The following is a 17,507-nucleotide window of genomic DNA, read 5'->3' as shown; positions in this document are numbered from 1 at the left end:
TAGCTTGGATCGTCTATTTCCAGAATGCACGTCAATTCTACACAGGGTTGCATTGCGGCTGATAGGGCGAGTATTGCGCTTGCGTATTTGCTACGCTTATCTCGTCGACTGGCGCGCAGGATTTAATCAATGAATAATGACGAAGAAAATGATGATGAAAACCTGCAATTGTTCCCAACTAACAAGCCGACTCGCACATCCACTGAAATAGATGCAGCTGAAAAGCAGATAGTCGGGCAACTCAAAGACGTTCGATATATTGTCCGCGAGTATCCGGTCGAAGTGGTTGTCCAAAATTACTTGAAGGGCCGAAGTACCGATCAAAATGAGCTCTATGTTCCTGATTACCAACGTGAATTGATTTGGCCTGAGCGTCACAAGTCTCGCTTCATTGAATCACTTCTCATTGGGTTGCCAATCCCATTTCTTTTCGTTGCGGACGTTGGAAACGAAGAAGATCCCGACAAGGCAGGTCGGCTCGAGATTGTTGACGGAGTTCAACGGATCCGAACGCTGGCTGATTTCATGACTGGCAATCTAGTGTTGGGTAATCTTGATCGTCTCAGCAAGCTCAACGGTTTTCGGTTCTATGATCTTCATCCCTCTAGGCAGCGACGTTTCCGACGTGCCACGTTGAGGTTGATCGAGTTGACTGAAGCGGTGACGGAAGATGTCCGTCGCGAGATGTTCGATCGTATCAATAGCGGCTCTGTTAAATTGGAAGCTGTGGAAGTTCGTCGTGGAATGGAGCCCGGTCCGTTCCTTGAGCTAGTCACAAAGCTTGCCGCTGATCCCGTGCTGCATCAACTTGCACCCATTTCGGATGGTTTGAGGAAGCGCTTCGAGTATGAAGAACTGGTCACGCGGTTCTTTGCATTCTTGAACGATTATGAAGATTACGGAGTAGGTGGCAAGATTGTAGCAAACTTTCTACTTGGCTATGTGAAGCGGACAAATGCCCTATTGCAAGGGCCGGACCGAGAAGCCGTTATGCAGAGCATGACTAGTGAATGGACGGATATGCTCGGCGTCGTGCGTGATTATTTCCCAGAGGGTTTCAAGAAGAAGGGTCCCGGACGTAAGGTTCCGCGCGTACGGTTTGAGGCTATTTCAGTTGGTGTCGGTCTTGCTATTCGCGACCTTAAACACGACGGCCTTGATATTCTTGATTTAGAGACAGACGATATCGCTGAGTGGTTGGAAAGTGCAGAATTCAAAGAATGGACAACAAGCGATGCGTCGAACAATCGTGCAAACCTGATCGGTCGCTTGGAGTTCGTACGAAATAAGATGCTCGGTGTATGACCCAAGCGCTACTGAATGATTTTGAAGATCGAAAACGGCAGGTTCGCCATTACGTTGCCGTTGTCAGTGAAGCTGAACGTGAAGCTAAAGGGCGCATCACGCGTGTTCAGGAGGGGCGCCTTCTTACGTTGAGAGCTGGTACTTTTCTAATCTTATACAATCTCATCGAGGCGTCAGCGCGAGGCGCAATAGAGGCGATACACGACAAAATCACAACGAGTGAAGCGCCTTTTTTCTTGCTGACTTTGACATTGAGAAAAGAAATTGTTCGCCTTTTCAAGAAGGGGACTGATCCCGCCGGTCTCCACACCATGGAGGATTTTCCTTCAGCCTTCGTAGCAACCGCGCTGGCTCAGGATATTAAGCTATCTGGAAATGTGGATGCCAAAGCCATCCGCGAATTGGCAGACTGCTACGGGTTTTCCCATCGAACAAAGACCCGATTTACTAGGGATGGTAGCGATTTGCTCGTGATCAAACGCAATCGTAATGATCTAGCTCACGGACGAAAAACTTTTGAAGAGATAGGAAGAGATCATACCGCATCCGAGCTTAGGCTCTTGACGCGCCGAGCTATGTTCTACATGGACGGTATTTTGAATAATGTCGCTGAGTACCTGGATGAAGAGCGCTACTTGGAAGTTCCTCCATCGACACTACACTTCCAGCCGCTTTCTGTTCGTTTTGGTAGCTCTAATATGGTCGATAATGGCTCCGCCAATAGCTCGCCCTAGCTCGGGTGGCACAGCATTTCCAATAAGCTTTCCAATTCCCCTAAAGTTGACTCGGTCGCCGCTAGGAGCAAACTGAAAATCAATCGGGAATGATTGGAGAATGGCTCCTTCCCTGAGCGTGATTGCACGATCTTGATCTGGGTGACCGAAGCGTCCGTTTCCGAAGCCGTAGAACTGCGTCGTGATAGTCGGAGACGGCTTTTCCCAAGACATGCGCCCATAAACGGAAGGATATGTTTTTCCGCTATCGGCCTTGTGACACGCGGCCTGCATTTTTTTGGGCCATTCGCGCCAAGTGCCAGCGGGTCTCGACTGTCTAATGCGGGCAAGATTCGGCTTGGTCAGAGCGCGTGCCGAATGCAGTGGATCGGTCTGATTCTTTACTCCGGCTGCAATAGGCGGCAACTTTCCTATGGCCTTTTCAACGGTAGGCACTTTTCCTTTTAAAGCCGTAGGAAGACGAATTGGGCCAAGCTTTGAGGCAAGAAGTACAAGGCGCCGTCTGTTCTGTGGTACTCCAAAATTTGATACGTCAAGCACATCCCACGTAACGCAATAGCCGCGTGCTTCAAGGCTGGTGACGAACTTCTTCCATAAAGGAAGGTGAGCAAGTCTAGGAACGTTCTCCAAGGTTATTATTTCGGGGCTGGTCTCTTCTGCGATTCGCAGGAATTGAAGCAGTAGTTCCCATCGGGTATCGATGGCGCGTCGTTTCGTGGTGTATCCAGAGAACGGCTGGCAAGGCGCGCATCCAGCCAGCACACGGATCTTCACCTTACCGAAAAGAGCGATCACGGTTTCAGCAGACAGGCCCGTGATGTCCTGTTCAAGAAATTTTGCGCCAATATTTGTTTCGAAAGGATACCGGCACGCTGGATCGACGTCGACGCCAGCGATGATCGGGATGCCGCTTTTTTTTAAGCCAAGCGACAAGCCTGCCGCTCCGCAAAATAGGTCTATTGCTGCAATCGCTGGCAACTCGGCGCGCTTTTTTAACTGATTCCCCATTTGGACAAATTAGCGCAATGCGAACAGATTTTGCTCTCCTTTTTTGGAGGGTTAGGGGAGCATCGCATCGAAGATTCGATGACTAGGACGCGTCGCCTTCAAAGTTGGCGCTTTCGGAGCTTACACGTCCCGCGCATACCCATTAGGTCGCCGCTGCTGCGGTGCGCCGAGCACGGCGATGCAGAGGCCGAGAAATGCCAGGCCGATGATCTCGCAGATGAAATTTTCAAACATGATACGCCCTCACGCTAATGGGATGAGAATGCGGAGATGGCGCTTAAGCGTTCCTTAATGCGCGTTTACGCTTCGATAATGTGTGGAAACACAGTTAATCCGCGAGGGCACCACCCGTTAACATCCGGCTATCGCAGGGTGTCAGCGGGCGGAGTCTGTGCGCTGTGCGGCATCGGGATTTTGGCCTTCAGCGCGGCTTCGCCTTCGGGCGTGATGCAATAACGCACCAGCGAGCCGGCCTGGAGCGCGATCCAGGTCTTGGCGACCATCTTGGACAGGGTCTTCGGCCCGGCAGGCATCAAATGCGGCGCAAGGAGGCCCGGCGTATCGCGCAATTTCTGAAGCGCGGTGCGCTCGACATAATGCGGCAGGTGGCTGGCGCGTGTCGGCATGGGGCAAGTCTCATCGGGTTGGACGAGGGGGACTGAACTATTCTTTTGGGTGAACTACGTGAACGCATGAGCGCGGCTTCAGTTGCATCCGGCATCGAAAAAATGCGCGGCGGGCACTTGACAGTTTTCCTATAAGATTATAATCAAATCTTATCCGGTTCGCGAGGGGCGCTTCATGAGGCGTCTTGAGGTGGGACAGGATGCGGCGCCTGCGGGTGTGGGGTGACGTACCCCGCACACTCGGGAGGCTTGGGGTCACCGTCCGGGCCCACTACGGGGCTCTGCCACTCATGCTGGCTGGACGTGGTATTGGTGAACGGCGCGAAATCGTCGGGATAAGCGGAGTGCGGAGCTCTGCCCTTTACCCGGAAGAACGGTCCCTCAGCTAAAAAGACGTCGCGGTGGCGCGCCCTCAAGGCGTTGCGCGGTTGCAGCTTGCCGGCGTTCCGGTGGAGCGGATCGCGACACACACCACCCTTTGCGCCTGATGGCGCGCCGCCGCCCCTCCTGTTTCAGGAGGGGGGACTGCTCACACCTCGGACGCGCAAGCGCCGCGAGAATGCGAGAGCTCGGCTGTTTGAAGCGAAGAATCAGAGAAGACGATGCGCGGCAGCGCGCTAATGCGACGCGCTGGCGGAGAACGCGTTGACGATGACCACGCCGGTCAGGATGAAGCCGATGCCGATGATGGCGGCGAGATCGAGCGCCTGCCGGAATGCAAAATAGCTCACCGCCGAAATCAGCACGATGCCGAGCCCGCTCCAGATCGCATAGGCGATCCCGACCGGCATCACCTTCAGCGCGTGCGACAGGAAATAGAGCGACAGGATGTAGCAGACGGCCATGCCGAACGTCGGCCAGAGCTTCGTGAACTGCTGCGACTGCGCCAGCAGCGCCGTGCCGATGGTTTCGAGCACGATGGCGCAGCCGAGGGCGGCGTAGTTGAGGAAGGTCGGGGTCATGAAAGGGCTCGGGCGTTCAGGAATCCCTCCCCGCGCAAAAACGGGGGAGGGACAAGAAGACCTCAGCTCTTCAGCAGCGGGGTGATCTTCTTGGAGAATTCCTCGAACGACTGCTCGCCCTTCAGCATTTCGCCATTGATGAAGAAGGTCGGTGTCGAGTTCACCTTCAGCACTTCATTGGCGTATTTCTGGTCGGCGGCGATCTTGTCGAGCAGTGCCTGGTCCTTCAGGCATTCTTCCACGGCCTGCTGGCTGAGGCCGGCCTGCTTGCCGATGCGGGTCAGGGTCGCGGCGGTGTCCTTCATCACCCAGTCGTTCTGCTGCTTGAACAGCATGTCGATGACGGCGAAGTACTTGCCCGAGTCTTCCTTGGCGATGCAGCGCGCCAGCATCGAGCCGGCGGCGGCCTTGATGTCGAGCGGGAATTCGCGAAACACGAAGCGGATCTTGTTGGTGTCGATGAAGGCTTCCTTGATCTTCGGGAACACCTGTTCGGTGAAGGCCGCGCAATGCGGGCAGGTCATCGAGGCATATTCGGTGACGGTGACGGCGGCATCCTTCGGGCCGAGCGCCATGTCGGGCAGCGACACCGGCTTGGCGACGTCGACGGCGTTCTGCGCGAATGCCTCGGAGATCAGCTGCAGCGGCGACAGGCCGATGGCTGCTGCAGCGCCGGTGAGGGCAAGGGCGGCGGTGAAGTCACGGCGCGTGATGATCAAAGGAATGCTCCAAAGCGGCGGCGGACGCCGGGAAAAGGTTCGCTTCGCTAACTTGAAACCACAAATGTGGCAAGCACGCGCCGGTTCCGGGCGAGCTGGAAAGCCTCAACTTCGCTTGATCGAGGCGCCGAGCCGCGCCAGCGCCTCGCGCAAGGCGTCGTCCTCGACCTCGGGCAGCGTTTCCGCGACCTGGGCGATGGCCTTGGCATCCGGCGGCTTCACGGTGCGGCGAGGCTGCGGCCGCGACAGCGGCGCCTGGCGCAGCGCGATCTTGCCAACCGCGTTCCAGCCAAAAAAGCGATTCACCCGCTGCAGGATCGCATCCGACGAATGCTGGATCTCCAGCGCCATCGGCCCCTCGACGCGCAGGATCAGTGTCGCCGGCTCCTGCGGCTGGCCTTCCACAGGGCGCGGCCACTGGATCTTCAAGGGCTCCGAGAAATTCGCCACCTGCTGGCCGGCGATTTCGGCCCAGCGTGTCACCAGCTCGCGCGAGGCAAAGCCCTGTTTGGCATAAGCATCGGCAAACACCCCGCCGAGCAGGACGGAGAGCGGTTTTGCCGAGATATAGCCGGGCTTGTTCATGGTCGGGCGTTTTGGATACATGGTCGGCATGAGTCTATCAGCCGCCGCCACCCGACGAAAGAAACCTTCCGCACGGGATAGCGGGGAAAGCGCCGCCGCCAAGCGTCCGGCCCAACTGCTCGCCTGGTATGACAAACATCGCCGCCGCTTGCCGTGGCGACCGTTGCCGGGCGAGGGCATCGATCCCTATCGGGTCTGGCTGTCGGAAATCATGCTGCAGCAGACCACCGTGCAGGCGGTCGGGCCGTATTTCGCCAAGTTCCTGGCACGCTGGCCCACGGTGAGCGATCTCGGCAGCGCCTCGCAGGACGACGTGCTGCGGATGTGGGCTGGGCTCGGCTATTACTCCCGCGCGCGCAATCTCCACGCCTGCGCCGTCACCGTGCTCCGCGATCATGGCGGCGCCTTTCCGGATACCGAGGACGGCCTGCGCGCGTTGCCCGGCATCGGGCCCTATACGGCATCGGCCATCGCCGCGATCGCCTTCGGTCGCCAATGCATGCCGGTGGACGGCAATATCGAGCGCGTGACGTCGCGGCTCTATGCGGTGGAAGAACCGCTGCCGAAATCCAAGCCCGTCATCGTGGGGCTCGCCGCCACGCTGCTCGGTCCCTCGCGGGCGGGCGACAGCGCCCAGGCGCTGATGGATCTCGGCTCCACCATCTGCACGCCCAAGAAGCCGGCCTGCGCGCTGTGCCCCATCAACGACGATTGCGCCGCCAGGACTCGCGGCGATCAGGAGACGTTTCCGCGCAAACTGCCGAAGAAGGCCGGCACCTTGCGCAAGGGAGCAGCCTTCGTGGTCACGCGCGGCAACGAACTCCTGGTGCGCACCCGCCCGGAAAAGGGCTTGCTGGGGAATATGACCGAAGTGCCGTCATCGGAGTGGCTCGCCGGTCACGACGACAAGGACGCCTTGAAGCAGGCGCCGACCTTAAAAAATCTGACAGCGTGGCATCGCAAAGTCGGTGCGGTCACCCATATCTTCACGCACTTCCCGCTGGAGCTCGCCGTCTATACGGCGCATGTGCCGCCCCGCACCCGCCCCCCGGAGGGCATGCGCTGGGTCCCGATCGCAACATTGGACGACGAAGCCTTGCCGAATGTCATGCGCAAAGTCATTGCGCATGGACTGGATTGACGTTTGAATCCAGACGCTTGAATGCAAGTCGGCGCGCGAGCTGCATCAACTCGCGCTGGAAAGTTGTGATGATTGCGGCATCGTCACGATCGGCGGCTTCGCGTTGAGCCCTTCAACCTGAAATCCGGCGACGCGCTTGTAGTTGGCGGCGATGTCTTCGAGTTCCTGCTGCGACAGCACGTCGGTGACGACGTTGAAGCCCTCAGGCGCGCGCTCCTCGACGATCTGCATGACCTGTTCCGGTCCATTGCGGCGGTTCAGCATCACAAGGTCGGTGGTTGCGGGGCGTCGCTCGGCTTCATAGGCTTCGAGCGCGGCCGGCACTTCGCCTTTGGCGAGAATTTCACGCGTCAGCACGCGGGCGTCGAGAATGGCCTGCGACGCGCCGTTGGAGCCAATCGGATACATCGGATGCGCGGCGTCGCCCATCAGCGTGACGCGACCGAAGGTCCAGCGATCGACCGGGTCGCGGTCGACCAGCGGATATTCGTACGCGTGCGGGCAATTGCTGATCAGACCGGGTACGTCGAGCCAGTCGAATCTCCAGTCCTTGAACCAGGGCAGGAATTCCTCGAGCCGTGCCGCGCGGTTGTAGTCCTCACGGCGCCACTCATAGGTCGGCGGCATGTGCCGTTCGGCCACCCAGTTGATGTCGTATTTGCCATCGGCGTCCGGCTCCTGCGAGATCGGGTAGCAGACGAATTTCAGGATCTCGTGGCCAGCCATGATCATGGTCCGGCCGGTCAGGAACGCATCGCTCCTGGTGATGCCGCGCCAGAGAATGCGGCCGTTCCACAGCGGCGCGCCTTCCTCCGGATAGAGCTTCTGGCGGATCGCCGAATGGATGCCATCGGCTGCGATCAACAGCGTGCCGTCATAGCTGCCAGCGGATTTGCCGGTGGCCTTGTCGATGAAGTCGGCGCGAATGCCCTCCGGCGTTTCCGTCCAGCCGGTCAAATGATGGCTGGTGAGGATGTTCTCGGCGCCGAGGCGTTCGATGGCGGTGTCGAGCAGTATCTGCTGCAGCGTGCCGCGGTGGATCGAGAACTGCGGCCATTTGTATCCGGCCTCGATGCCGCGCGGTTCGCTCCAGATAGGCTTACCGTATTTTGAGAAGAAGGCGAGTTCGCGGGTGCGCACGCCGGATGCGTCGAGGTCGTCGTGCAGGCCAAGTTCGATCAGCTCGCGCACCGCATGCGGCAGCACATTGATGCCGACGCCGAGCGGCTTGAGCGCGGGCACGCTTTCAAACACGCGGCATGGCACGCCGATCTGGTGCAGGCTGAGCGCGAGCGTCAGTCCGCCAATTCCGCCGCCTGCAATGAGAACGGTCATTTCTGTTGCCTCCCCCTCGATTTGATCGAGGTCATGGCATGGGAGAGGCGATGACGGCAACTGGGACGATCGCGGCGGAAAAACGCGTCCGGGTCGTCCGCCAGCAGCGAATTCATGGTGCACGGAACCTTAACGCAAAATTCAGCCGCGTTCCCTAATACCGGTGGCACTAGTTTTTGGGTGAATCGGTCACCGACAGGTCAATGATGTCCAACCAGATTAAGCCGAGCGGCCGCGAGACTTTCTTTCCGGCATCGGAGCTCATCGTATCCAAGACGGATCTCAAGGGTCGCATGACCTATGTGAACCGTCTGTTCTGCAAGATGGCCGGCTACACCGAAGAGCAGTTGCTCGGCCAGCCGCACAGCCTGATCCGTCATCCCGATATGCCGCGCAGCGTCTTCAAGCTGCTCTGGGACACCGTCGAGGAGCGCCGCGAGATTTTCGCCTTTGTGAAGAACATGGCGAGCAATGGCGATCACTACTGGGTCTTCGCCCATGTCACGCCGTCCTACGGCCTCGATGGCAAGATCGCCGGCTATCATTCCAATCGCCGTGTCCCGCCGCCGGATCTCATCAAGAAGACGATCGCGCCTGTATATGCCGACGTGCTGGCAATCGAGAAGCGACACGTGAACGGCAAGGAATCCCTCGCCGCCGGCTACAAGGCCCTTACCGATTTCGTTGCATCCCAGAAAGTCAGCTATGACGAACTTATGTTTTCTCTCAAGAGCGCAGCTTAGCACGCTCGTCGTCATTGCCGGCTCTGCGCTTGCTCTGGTGCTTCAGTTCTTCGGTCTTCCGCTCGCGGCCATGGTCTGTCAGGCTGTTGCGATCGCTGCCGCCGTTGTCGCGCTTGTCCTGATGGGCAAGACGGCGCGCCTGATCGAGAAGGCGCGCATCGCCTGCCAGCGCATCGCGCAGGGGGACTTCGAGGCCCGTATCCTTGGAATCCCGGTACGCGGCGTGACCGGCGAGTTGCTGCACAGCGTCAATGATATGATCGACGGCTGCGATGCCTTCGTGCGCGAATCCACCGCGGCGATGGCAGCGCTCAACGACAACAAATATTACCGGCGCATCCTGCCGGGCGGATTGCATGGCGGCCTGCTGCACGGCGCGAAGGCGATGAACGCGGCGACCGACAGTATCGCCGACCGCATCCGGAATTTCGAGCGCCAGACCAGCGAGCTCGAATCTACAGTGGGTGGCATCGTATCCGCACTCGACAGCGGCGCGGTCGAGATGAGCAGCACCGCAGGCAATCTGCGGACTGGCGCATCCTCGACATTGACCCGCGTCACGTCGGTGGCAGCGGCATCCGAACAGGCGTCCGCCAACATGCAGTCGGTGGCTTCGGCCACGGCGCGACTGTCGTCCAGCGCCAGCGAAGTGGGCGCCGACGTCAATCGCTCGGCGGCGATTGCCGGCCGTGCCGTCGAACGCGTCGCCGATGCAGCCAGCAATGTCGACGTGCTTCGCGCTGTCGCCGTACGCATCAGTGAAGTCGTGACCTCGATCAACGTGATCGCCAGCCAGACCAATCTGCTGGCGCTGAACGCGACGATCGAGGCGGCCCGCGCAGGCGATGCTGGCCGCGGTTTCGCTGTGGTGGCGCATGAAGTGAAGGCACTGGCGACCCAGACCGCCAACTTCACCGCCGAGATCGAAAAGGAAATCGGCCAGGTTCAGTCGGCGACCGACAAGGTCAGCTCGTCGATCACCGAGATTGGCACCGTGATTGCGGAAGTGAACGAGATCACCGGCAAGGTCGCGAGCGCCTCCGAAGCGCAGTCGGCGGCAACGGCCGATATCGCGCGCAACATCGACGAGGCCTTCGCCGTGGTGCGCGAGATTTCAACCAACATCCAGTCGCTGGCAACCACCGCCAAAGACACCGAACAACTCGCCACATCGACCATGGTGGCATCGGGCGATCTGTCGTCGCAGTCGGGATTGCTGACCAAGGAAATCCGCGGCTATCTCGGCGAGGCCCGGCAAAATCTGGTACGCCAAGCTGCCGCGCGCTGATCGCGTCGGCTCATTTCGAATGATCTGGAATTGGCGCCGTTGCGGCGCCAATTCCGTTTGTGGTGAAAGGCGCGCCTGTTAGGCGCTGATATCCGTGAAGAAGCCGCTGGCGCTGCCGCCATTCTCCGTCTTCTTGTTCACGGCCTCCTTGATCTTGTCGGCAATCTTCTGCTCGACCTCCCGGCGTTGCTCCGGCGACATGTTGTTCAATTCTTCTTCCGTTACGCCGATGCTCGACAGCAGCGCATCGCGCATTTTTTCTGCTGGCGTCTTTTTCGCGTAGTCGAGGAATTTCTCTTCCGGCGATTTTGCTATCGCTGTTGCATTGCCGAGGCCGCTCTCGGCCTTGTCGGATGGCTGCAGTCTGGTCGGAAGCTTGAAGGACTGCATGCTGGAGATAATGGAGTTCGACATCTGAATTTCTCTTGCTGTGAGATGTTCGCGACCCACTACGCAAAAATCAGGCCATCAGAAATATTCAGAAATCATAAGCGGTTAGGTATTTCTAGTTGCTATCAGGCGTTGCCTGCCGGCAAGCTTTGCCGGCAAAATTGACCGAGGCGCGCTGCGTCAGGCCGTGCGGCGCTTCGGCGGGTCGAGTTCGCGGCCGGTCTCCAGCATGATCTTGCGGAGCCAGATCGATCCGGAATCGAATTGCGCGCGTGTCGGCGTGAACATGAATTGTTCGTCGATGCCGGGATCGAGCGGTGGGGCAATGATTGTGAGCGATAGCGGCTGAGCCAATGCGGCGATCAGGCGTCGCGGCACAAAGGCCACGAGATCGGTGCGCGCCGCAACATGCAGCGCCTCGATATAGCTCGGGACGACGAGGGCAATCTGCCGCTCCAGTTTCTTGCTGAGCAGCCAGTCGTCGATGAGGTCTTCGCTTTGGCCTCGGAGCACCACGGCGATATGACGGGCTTTGAGAAACCCGTCGGTCGTTTTCAGGCGCGATGTCGCCGGATGGCCCCTGCGGACGGCGAGGGCATCGGAATCGACATAGAGCAACTGACGATGGAAGCCGTTGAAGGCGTTGCCGATGCTGATCACCATGTCGAGGCTGCGGGCGAATTCCGCCGTCATGATCGCCGGGCCGCGCCATGGCACGACGTTGATCTGGACGCCCGGCGCGACGCTGTCGAGCTTCTTCATCAATGGCGGCATCAGCAGTTCGACGGCCAGATCCGGCATCATCAGCCGAAAGTGCCGGTCGCTTTGGCGGGCGTCGAAGACATCCGGGATGAACAGTCCGCGGACTTGCTCCAGTGTCTGGGCAAGTGGACCGCGCAGGGCCTGTGCGCGCGGCGTCAGCTCCATGCGGGCGCCGACACGGACCAGCAGGGGATCGCCGAGAACGTCGCGCAGCCGGCGCAATGCGTGACTCGCAGCCGGTTGCGACAGGCCGATCCGCATCGCGGCGCGGCCGACATTGCTCTCGCGCAGCAATGCATCGAGCGCGACCAGCAGATTGAGATCGAGCGCGGCCAAATTCATGGACCGAATATATATCATACGGACTATCGATTGGAAGAATGGGGATTGTCCAACCCATACTGCGTCATCGTTCAAGCGATGGAGCAGAACAATGAGCACGGCAGACAACAAGAAGCTTATTCAGCAGGTCTATAGCGATTCAGCCAACCGCAGCGGCACGACCTTCGCCGATCATCTCGCCGATGATGCATGCTGGATCGTGGTCGGTCAGTATTCCTGGGGACGCACCTTCAAGGGGAAGGATGCGATCCTCAACGGCCTCATGGGGCATTTCAGGTCGCTATTTGACATCCGGCCGCGCACGGTCGCGTCCAATTTCATTGCGGAAGGCAATCTGGTGGTGGTCGAGGCCAAGGGCGACAATGTCACCAAGACCGGCGATCGTTACGACAACGATTATTGCATGGTGTGGCGTGTCGAGAACGGCAAGATCACCATGATCAAGGAATATTGCGACACTGCGCTTGTGGAGCGGGTGTTGGGGCCGTTTCCGGAAGAGATGGCGCGCGCGCCTGCCTGACACAAAAAAATGCCGGGCGCAGTGCTGCGCCCGGCATTCGTCGGATGGTTCGTGATCAGGCTGCGCTGGTGGCGAGATGTTTGAACATGGCGGCGCGGGCTTCGTCGTCCATCTCGGCCTTGAACTTGAACGTGTCCTTCAGGGCGACAGCCTTCGCTGCGGCCGGACGCGCCGAGATCTCATCATGCAGGCGCTTTACGTTGGGGAATTGGGCGAAGCCCTCGTCGCCCAGGATGAAGTTGGTCATCCTCACCCAGCCCCAGACATCCATGTCGACGATCGTGTAGCTGTCTCCGACCATATATTGCCGTCCCGCCAGGCGGTCATTGAGCACGCCGAGATGGCGCTTGGCCTCGAACTGATAGCGGTTATGCGCGTAGTCGATCTTCTCCGGCGCGAAATGCTTGAAGTGCACGGCCTGGCCGAAAAACGGACCGACGCCGGTGGCGACGAACATCAGCCAGGACAGCATCTCGCCGCGATTGGCCGGGGTGTTGGCGGGCAGGAATTTGCCGGTCTTCTCGGCGAGGTAGAGCAGGATGGCGTTGCTGTCGAACACCTTGACGCCATCGTCGTCGATTGTAGGCACCTTGCCGTTCGGATTGACCTTCAGGAAGTCCTGGTTGAATTGCGCACCGGTGCGGGTGTCGATGGCGATCGGCTCATAGGCCAGGCCGGCTTCTTCCAGAAACAGCGCGACCTTGGTCGGGTTTGGCGACCCGTTGAAGTAAAACTTCAGCATCTCAAATCTCCCAGGATTTTGTACGTCAAAGCACGAGGCGGGCCGCTGATGCGGACCGTTGTCTCGTGCTTGGAATTCAGGGGGAGTGCAAGCGATGTTTTGACGAAGGTCGGGCGCATGCGTCCGGCCGGTGGCATGGGCGGGGACTTTAGACCGCGCCCATCTCGCTGCGGATTTCAGCGCGGAGTTCGTCGATCAAGCGCAGGCCCTTCTTGGTCTCGACGTGCCAGAACGTCCAGCCGTTGCAGGAGGCGGAGCCCTGGGCCATCGCGCCCATGCGATGGATCGAGCCGACCTTGTCGCCGAACATGATGGCGCCGTCGGCGCGCACCAATGCACCATGACGCTTCTTGAGATCGACCAGCTTGGTACCGGGCGAGATCATGCCGCGCTCGACCAGTTCCGAGAACGCCACGCGGGGCGCGCTGCGGGCGGTCATGAACGGTGCCAGCGTTGCTTCCGGCAGCGGCTCGATTGCAGCGATGCGTGCTTCGGCAGCGGCGGCGTAATCGCGGTCGCGTTCGAAGCCGATGTAATTGCGGCCAAGGCGCTTGGCGACAGCCCCAGTGGTGCCGGTGCCGTTGAACGGATCGATTACGAGGTCGCCGGGCTTCGACGACGACAGCAGCACGCGGGCCAGCAGGCCTTCCGGCTTCTGCGTGGGGTGAACCTTCTTGCCGTCCGAGCCCTTCAGGCGTTCGTCGCCGGTGCAGAGCGGGATCAGCCAGTCGGAACGCGCCTGCACGTCCTCATTCGCGGCCTTGAGGGCTTCGTAATTGAACGTATAGCCCTTGGCGTTCTCATCGCGCGCGGCCCAGATCATAGTCTCATGCGCATTGGTGAAGCGACGGCCGCGGAAATTCGGCATCGGATTCGATTTGCGCCACACGATATCGTTGAGGACCCAGAAGCCGAGGTCCTGCATGATCGCGCCGACGCGGAAAATATTGTGGTAGGAGCCGATCACCCACAAGGTCGCCGACGGCTTCATGATACGGCGTGCGGCCAGGAGCCACGCGCGCGTGAAGTCGTCATATGCGGCGAATGACGAGAACTTGTCCCAGTCATTATTCACCGCATCGACATGGGATTCGTCGGGGCGCTTGAGATCGCCCTTCAGCTGCAGATTGTACGGCGGATCTGCGAACACCAGATCGACCGACCCTGCCGGGAGTTTTGACATCTCTGCGACGCAATCACCAATGACGATGCTGCTGCTCGGAGAGGTTTCGAAGTGAGAGCGGGGCGCCCTTGCAGACGCCCCGCGACGCGAAACAACCATGACTCAATTACTCTGACTCAGGCGACGCTGTCGGCGACGCGGGACTAAACAACCGACAGGCAGACATTGACCGGGCAAAGTAAAAATCGACTTAATTGGTAACGAGTTCGAACTAGGCAAGTTTTGCCGGGCAGGTTAATGCTTAATGGAATGGAAATTTTGCGCTGCAATTGCGTTATGGTGTTCGGATCGCGTCAAACCGGTCTAAAATGCTGCGACTTGAAATGAAGGAATTACCTCATGCGTTACGATGACTTCCGTCGCAGCGACAATATCGACGACCGTCGTGACGATAGCGGCGGCGGATATGGCGGCGGAGGTGGCGGTGGTTTCGGAATTCCGGGCGGTGGCGGTGGTCTCGGCATCGGCACGGTGATTGTGCTTGGCCTCGTTGGCTGGGCGTTCGGCATCGATCCGCGCATCTTGATCGGCGGTGCAGAAATTCTCACCGGCGGCCAGCAGGCGCCGACCTATCAGACCGATCGGCGCTCGACGCCGACGAAATCAGGCGCACCCACCGACGAGATGGGCAGCATGATCTCCGGCGTGCTCGGCGAGATCGACGATCGCTGGGACGAAATCTTCAAGGAGAGCGGGCAGAAATATACCGGGCCGCAGATCGTGCTGTTTCGTAATGCCACCAATGGCGGGCGCTGCGGCAATGCGCAGTCGGCGATGGGGCCGTTCTACTGTCCGCCCGACAAGAAGATCTATCTCGACACCGGCTTCTTCCGTCAGGTCGAAACCAAATTCCGCGGTTGCTCGGGCAATGCCTGTAAATTTACCGCGGCCTATATCATTGCGCATGAAGCCGGCCATCACATTCAGAACCTGCTCGGGATCATTCCGCGCGTGACACGGCTGCAGCAGCAGGCGGGCAGCAAGGCTGAGGCCAATCTGCTGCAGGTTCGCGTTGAACTGCAGGCCGATTGCCTCTCCGGCGTCTGGGTCAATCGCGAATCGAAGAAGCGGCCCGGTTTCCTCGAAGCCGGTGACATCGATGCCGCGTTGCAGACCGCGTCCGCCATCGGCGACGATACGCTGCAACGTCAGGCACAGGGTCGCGTCGTGCCGGATTCCTTCACGCACGGTTCTGCCGAACAGCGCAAGCGCTGGTTCATGACCGGCTATCAGCAAGGCACCGTGCAGGCCTGCAATACATTCGCGACGGATCGACTGTAACGACGATGGAGCCCGACACGACCAAAGCCTTCGTACCGCTCAACATTGCGGTACTGACGATTTCCGACACGCGGTCGCTCGATGACGACAAGTCCGGCGCGACGCTGGCCGATCGGCTGACATCGGCTGGTCACGTGTTGGCGAAGCGCGAGATCGTCACGGACGATGTCGAAGCGATCCGCAAGATCGTGCGCGCATGGATTGCCGATCCCGGCGTGGACGCGATCATCACGACCGGCGGCACGGGGTTCACCGGCCGCGATGTCACGCCGGAAGCCATCGAGCCTCTGTTCGAGAAGCGGATGGATGGTTTCTCGATTGCGTTTCACATGCTGAGCCACGCCAAGATCGGTACCTCGACGATCCAGAGCCGCGCGACTGCTGGCACCGCCGGCGCGACATTTATCTTCTGCCTGCCGGGTTCGCCCGGCGCCTGCCGCGATGGCTGGGACGGCATCCTTGCCGCGCAACTAGATTACCGCACAAAGCCCTGCAATTTCGTGGAGATCATGCCGCGGCTGGATGAGCATCTGCGACGTCCCAAAGCGAAGGGCGCGTCGGTCTAGAGCACGAGCTCCCAGGTCTCACCGATCAAATCCTGCCCGAAATTGCGATGCGGCTCGGTGGCGACCAGCGCGAAGCCTGAATCCTGATAGATTTTTCGCGCTGCGCCAAGATTGCTCTGGGTCCAGAGCGTGATCCTGCGATAGCCGCATTGCCGCGCAAAGGTGATGGATTCCGTCACCATGCGCTGGCCGAGCTTTTGTCCGCGCGCCTTGGGATCGATCAGCAAGAGCCGAAACTTGGCGACGTCGTCGGATGCCTTCACGAGAAACAGCGAGCCGACGGGCGCGCCGTCCATCTCGGCGATCCAGCAGCGTTCGCGCGTGGCATCGCATGATGCGACGAATTCTGCAGCGATGTCGGCTACCAGCGCCTTAAAGGATGCATCGAACCCGTATTCGGCCGCATAGAGCTCGCCGTGACTGCGGATGACCCAGTCGATATCGCCAGGCTGGAGATCGCGTAGCACTGCAAGCTGAACGGCATCGGGGGCTTGGGCGGCCATGATCAGGCAACGATGATCCGGCTGCGCAGCAATGTGCGTGAGGAGCGGCCGAGCTGGCGCAGCAACCGCGCTTCCGAGCGCCGGGCATCGGGCGCGTAGCCGCCGAGACGATCATAGTGTTCGCGGCCGATCAGCAGGCCCTGATCGGCCTTGGGTCCCGTGATCATCCGGACCAGGTGCTTCAGGCCATCGCGAAAATTGGTCTCGTCATAGGGCGAGCGCGCATAGCGGAAAATGCCCGCGCGGGGGCGGTTGCTGGTCGATACGCGCTGGATGAATTGCTGGGTCTCCTCGATCCAGCCGGCATCGAGCACGGCGCCGGCATGGAGAAACATTAGCCAGGGCGAGCGCGCCTGCTTGGCGCCGGCGGCCATCGCCGCGGCGCGCGATCCCTGCGAGGTCAGGAAGCCGCAGCCCGCGACATCGGCGACACGTTCGATGACATCGGTGCCAGCGCGATCGACCAGCAGCACTTCGCGGATCACACCGGCAGCAGCGCCCGGCACCAGCGCTGCCAGTGTGGCAACAGCGGGCTGTTCGACGCCTTCGGTGGGGATGATCACGCTCAGCATGGGTGTCGGATGATACCTCTCAACAACGGGGTGGCCGCGTTATCGTTTCGTCATAGTCTATGCGGCACCGGCGGCTGCTGCAATTTCGGGGCGGTTCGACTTTCGGCCGCCCCTGCAAGGCGGCGGGAGAATGCACAGTGCCCCGATCGTGTGCCACCGTATTTATGTTCTTGCTTTGTTCCGTTTGTGCGCTATCGTGG

Annotated in this window: 19 protein-coding genes and 1 pseudogene; 8 read left to right on the top strand and 12 right to left on the bottom strand. The window is 59.7% G+C overall.

Annotated features, from left to right (window positions below; translation table 11 throughout):
• The first annotated feature begins 129 nt into the window (after positions 1-129).
• Positions 130-1,305: a DUF262 domain-containing protein gene (locus AC1DUY_RS27970; RefSeq protein WP_478118567.1), complete on the top strand. Its 1,176-nt coding sequence runs from the start codon at positions 130-132 to the stop codon at positions 1,303-1,305.
• Complete coding sequence (locus AC1DUY_RS27965) at positions 1,302-2,039, top strand: MAE_28990/MAE_18760 family HEPN-like nuclease (protein ID WP_478118565.1); 738 nt, start codon at positions 1,302-1,304, stop codon at positions 2,037-2,039. The genes AC1DUY_RS27970 and AC1DUY_RS27965 overlap by 4 nt, the downstream gene beginning before the upstream one ends.
• Here the strand turns inward: AC1DUY_RS27965 and AC1DUY_RS27960 are convergent.
• The 5 genes from AC1DUY_RS27960 to AC1DUY_RS27940 form a co-directional block, all read right to left on the bottom strand.
• The gene (locus AC1DUY_RS27960) at positions 1,962-3,047 is read right to left on the bottom strand and encodes a DNA cytosine methyltransferase (protein WP_478118563.1); all 1,086 of its coding nucleotides are present in this window, start codon (positions 3,045-3,047) and stop codon (positions 1,962-1,964) included. The genes AC1DUY_RS27965 and AC1DUY_RS27960 overlap by 78 nt on opposite strands.
• Positions 3,048-3,409: 362 nt before the next feature.
• Entirely contained in the window at positions 3,410-3,673 is a 264-nt protein-coding gene (locus AC1DUY_RS27955; protein ID WP_478118561.1) for a hypothetical protein, read from the bottom strand.
• Positions 3,674-4,290: 617 nt separating this feature from the next.
• On the bottom strand, positions 4,291-4,635 hold the full coding sequence (locus tag AC1DUY_RS27950; protein ID WP_068733204.1) for a DMT family transporter: 345 nt from the start codon (positions 4,633-4,635) through the stop codon (positions 4,291-4,293).
• A gap of 62 nt (positions 4,636-4,697) precedes the next feature.
• On the bottom strand, positions 4,698-5,354 hold the full coding sequence (locus tag AC1DUY_RS27945) for a DsbA family protein (protein WP_089262423.1): 657 nt from the start codon (positions 5,352-5,354) through the stop codon (positions 4,698-4,700).
• A gap of 105 nt (positions 5,355-5,459) precedes the next feature.
• On the bottom strand, positions 5,460-5,939 hold the full coding sequence (locus AC1DUY_RS27940) for a DUF721 domain-containing protein (RefSeq protein ID WP_068733742.1): 480 nt from the start codon (positions 5,937-5,939) through the stop codon (positions 5,460-5,462).
• Between the two features lie 28 nt (positions 5,940-5,967).
• On the opposite strand from AC1DUY_RS27940, the gene mutY reads away from it, so the two are divergent.
• Positions 5,968-7,080 carry an A/G-specific adenine glycosylase gene (gene mutY, locus AC1DUY_RS27935; RefSeq protein ID WP_478118558.1) on the top strand — a complete coding sequence of 371 codons (1,113 nt, stop codon included), beginning with the start codon at positions 5,968-5,970 and terminating at the stop codon, positions 7,078-7,080.
• Between the two features lie 45 nt (positions 7,081-7,125).
• Here mutY and AC1DUY_RS27930 read toward each other — a convergent pair whose 3' ends face one another.
• Positions 7,126-8,415, bottom strand: a complete 1,290-nt coding sequence (locus AC1DUY_RS27930) for a flavin-dependent oxidoreductase (RefSeq protein WP_478118556.1) — start codon at positions 8,413-8,415, stop codon at positions 7,126-7,128.
• Between the two features lie 206 nt (positions 8,416-8,621).
• Between AC1DUY_RS27930 and AC1DUY_RS27925 the strand changes: the two genes are divergently transcribed.
• Positions 8,622-9,158: a PAS domain-containing protein gene (locus tag AC1DUY_RS27925; protein WP_231078099.1), complete on the top strand. Its 537-nt coding sequence runs from the start codon at positions 8,622-8,624 to the stop codon at positions 9,156-9,158.
• The gene (locus tag AC1DUY_RS27920) at positions 9,121-10,446 is read left to right on the top strand and encodes a methyl-accepting chemotaxis protein (RefSeq protein WP_478118554.1); all 1,326 of its coding nucleotides are present in this window, start codon (positions 9,121-9,123) and stop codon (positions 10,444-10,446) included. The genes AC1DUY_RS27925 and AC1DUY_RS27920 overlap by 38 nt, the downstream gene beginning before the upstream one ends.
• 78 nt (positions 10,447-10,524) lie before the next feature.
• Here the strand turns inward: AC1DUY_RS27920 and AC1DUY_RS27915 are convergent, their stop codons facing one another.
• Positions 10,525-10,860 carry a hypothetical protein gene (locus tag AC1DUY_RS27915; RefSeq protein ID WP_089262415.1) on the bottom strand — a complete coding sequence of 112 codons (336 nt, stop codon included), beginning with the start codon at positions 10,858-10,860 and terminating at the stop codon, positions 10,525-10,527.
• Positions 10,861-11,016: 156 nt separating this feature from the next.
• Positions 11,017-11,940: a LysR family transcriptional regulator gene (locus AC1DUY_RS27910; RefSeq protein ID WP_478118552.1), complete on the bottom strand. Its 924-nt coding sequence runs from the start codon at positions 11,938-11,940 to the stop codon at positions 11,017-11,019.
• Between the two features lie 91 nt (positions 11,941-12,031).
• Between AC1DUY_RS27910 and AC1DUY_RS27905 the strand changes: the two genes are divergently transcribed.
• Positions 12,032-12,460, top strand: coding sequence for a nuclear transport factor 2 family protein (locus AC1DUY_RS27905; RefSeq protein ID WP_478118550.1), 429 nt, complete (start codon positions 12,032-12,034; stop codon positions 12,458-12,460).
• 55 nt (positions 12,461-12,515) lie between these two features.
• Here the strand turns inward: AC1DUY_RS27905 and AC1DUY_RS27900 are convergent, their stop codons facing one another.
• Positions 12,516-13,202, bottom strand: coding sequence for a glutathione S-transferase family protein (locus AC1DUY_RS27900; protein WP_478118548.1), 687 nt, complete (start codon positions 13,200-13,202; stop codon positions 12,516-12,518).
• Between the two features lie 148 nt (positions 13,203-13,350).
• Positions 13,351-14,484: a site-specific DNA-methyltransferase gene (locus AC1DUY_RS27895; RefSeq protein WP_093759553.1), complete on the bottom strand. Its 1,134-nt coding sequence runs from the start codon at positions 14,482-14,484 to the stop codon at positions 13,351-13,353.
• Between the two features lie 240 nt (positions 14,485-14,724).
• On the opposite strand from AC1DUY_RS27895, the gene ypfJ reads away from it, so the two are divergent.
• Positions 14,725-15,666 carry a KPN_02809 family neutral zinc metallopeptidase gene (gene ypfJ, locus AC1DUY_RS27890; protein ID WP_089262405.1) on the top strand — a complete coding sequence of 314 codons (942 nt, stop codon included), beginning with the start codon at positions 14,725-14,727 and terminating at the stop codon, positions 15,664-15,666.
• Positions 15,667-15,671: 5 nt separating this feature from the next.
• Positions 15,672-16,232 (top strand): molybdenum cofactor biosynthesis protein B, encoded by a 561-nt coding sequence (gene moaB, locus AC1DUY_RS27885; protein WP_441231542.1) that lies wholly within the window; start codon positions 15,672-15,674, stop codon positions 16,230-16,232.
• Here moaB and AC1DUY_RS27880 read toward each other — a convergent pair.
• Both AC1DUY_RS27880 and AC1DUY_RS27875 read right to left on the bottom strand, forming a co-directional pair.
• Positions 16,229-16,702: pseudogene (locus AC1DUY_RS27880) on the bottom strand (GNAT family N-acetyltransferase); the annotation flags it as partial. The gene moaB and the pseudogene AC1DUY_RS27880 sit on opposite strands and share 4 nt — an antisense overlap.
• A 35-nt stretch (positions 16,703-16,737) precedes the next feature.
• Positions 16,738-17,307 carry a glycosyltransferase gene (locus tag AC1DUY_RS27875; protein WP_478118545.1) on the bottom strand — a complete coding sequence of 190 codons (570 nt, stop codon included), beginning with the start codon at positions 17,305-17,307 and terminating at the stop codon, positions 16,738-16,740.
• Between the last annotated feature and the right edge of the window lie 200 nt (positions 17,308-17,507).

This window comes from Tardiphaga sp. P4_G1, assembly GCF_056401215.1.
The sequence above is the reverse complement of the archived record's forward strand: the minus strand, read 5'-3'. Positions and strand labels throughout refer to the sequence as shown.

Bases quoted from the DNA above. Each gene is read 5' to 3' on its own strand.
- AC1DUY_RS27970 (WP_478118567.1), top strand. From the start codon at position 130: ATGAATAATGACGAAGAAAATGATGATGAAAACCTGCAATTGTTCCCA.
- AC1DUY_RS27965 (WP_478118565.1), top strand. From the start codon at position 1,302: ATGACCCAAGCGCTACTGAATGATTTTGAAGATCGAAAACGGCAGGTT.
- AC1DUY_RS27960 (WP_478118563.1), bottom strand. From the start codon at position 3,047: ATGGGGAATCAGTTAAAAAAGCGCGCCGAGTTGCCAGCGATTGCAGCA.
- AC1DUY_RS27955 (WP_478118561.1), bottom strand. From the start codon at position 3,673: ATGCCGACACGCGCCAGCCACCTGCCGCATTATGTCGAGCGCACCGCG.
- AC1DUY_RS27950 (WP_068733204.1), bottom strand. From the start codon at position 4,635: ATGACCCCGACCTTCCTCAACTACGCCGCCCTCGGCTGCGCCATCGTG.
- AC1DUY_RS27940 (WP_068733742.1), bottom strand. From the start codon at position 5,939: ATGAACAAGCCCGGCTATATCTCGGCAAAACCGCTCTCCGTCCTGCTC.
- mutY (WP_478118558.1), top strand. From the start codon at position 5,968: ATGAGTCTATCAGCCGCCGCCACCCGACGAAAGAAACCTTCCGCACGG.
- AC1DUY_RS27930 (WP_478118556.1), bottom strand. From the start codon at position 8,415: ATGACCGTTCTCATTGCAGGCGGCGGAATTGGCGGACTGACGCTCGCG.
- AC1DUY_RS27925 (WP_231078099.1), top strand. From the start codon at position 8,622: ATGTCCAACCAGATTAAGCCGAGCGGCCGCGAGACTTTCTTTCCGGCA.
- AC1DUY_RS27920 (WP_478118554.1), top strand. From the start codon at position 9,121: ATGACGAACTTATGTTTTCTCTCAAGAGCGCAGCTTAGCACGCTCGTC.
- AC1DUY_RS27915 (WP_089262415.1), bottom strand. From the start codon at position 10,860: ATGTCGAACTCCATTATCTCCAGCATGCAGTCCTTCAAGCTTCCGACC.
- AC1DUY_RS27910 (WP_478118552.1), bottom strand. From the start codon at position 11,940: ATGAATTTGGCCGCGCTCGATCTCAATCTGCTGGTCGCGCTCGATGCA.
- AC1DUY_RS27905 (WP_478118550.1), top strand. From the start codon at position 12,032: ATGAGCACGGCAGACAACAAGAAGCTTATTCAGCAGGTCTATAGCGAT.
- AC1DUY_RS27900 (WP_478118548.1), bottom strand. From the start codon at position 13,202: ATGCTGAAGTTTTACTTCAACGGGTCGCCAAACCCGACCAAGGTCGCG.
- AC1DUY_RS27895 (WP_093759553.1), bottom strand. From the start codon at position 14,484: ATGGTTGTTTCGCGTCGCGGGGCGTCTGCAAGGGCGCCCCGCTCTCAC.
- ypfJ (WP_089262405.1), top strand. From the start codon at position 14,725: ATGCGTTACGATGACTTCCGTCGCAGCGACAATATCGACGACCGTCGT.
- moaB (WP_441231542.1), top strand. From the start codon at position 15,672: ATGGAGCCCGACACGACCAAAGCCTTCGTACCGCTCAACATTGCGGTA.
- AC1DUY_RS27875 (WP_478118545.1), bottom strand. From the start codon at position 17,307: ATGCTGAGCGTGATCATCCCCACCGAAGGCGTCGAACAGCCCGCTGTT.